This window comes from Candidatus Hydrogenedentota bacterium, from assembly GCA_016791475.1.
Taxonomy (GTDB): Bacteria; Hydrogenedentota; Hydrogenedentia; order Hydrogenedentales; family JAEUWI01; genus JAEUWI01.
Genome location: JAEUWI010000268.1, coordinates 1 through 402 on the forward strand (window position 1 = coordinate 1; position 402 = coordinate 402).

The window sequence follows — 402 nt, forward strand, 5'->3', positions numbered from 1 at the left end:
CGGCTGAAAATATCGGCACTGCTCGCAGTGCGGTGGGTTTGAAGTCATCAGCAGGGTTTATTCAGGTTAGCGGGTGGCCTGGCTGGCCGGGAGACCATCAGCTGCGGTCGACGCTGAAAATGACGCAATTTCCGCACCCGCCCAACGCCGATAGCAGGCCGCCAGACGAGCGGCCATGGCCGTATCCGACCATTCGGCGGCATATACCGGCGCATCCTCGCGCAAATGACGCCAAGCCGATGGCCGGTTGAGAAAGTGCGCCACCGTTTCGCCAAAGGCCTTGGGGTCGTCCGGCGGCGAAAACGCACCACGGCCGGGCGCCAGAATGTCCGTCGTCCCCATTTCGGACAAGGCCACCACCGGCAGGCCGGCGGCCATGGCTTCCAGCAGCACGAGGCCCTG

The 402-nt window shown here is 64.4% G+C and carries 1 pseudogene (only partly in view); it reads right to left on the reverse strand.

From position 1 onward, the window contains the following. Positions 1 to 66: 66 nt before the first annotated feature. Positions 67 to 402, reverse strand: a pseudogene (locus tag JNK74_29135) (glycosyltransferase); it runs 259 nt beyond the window's last position.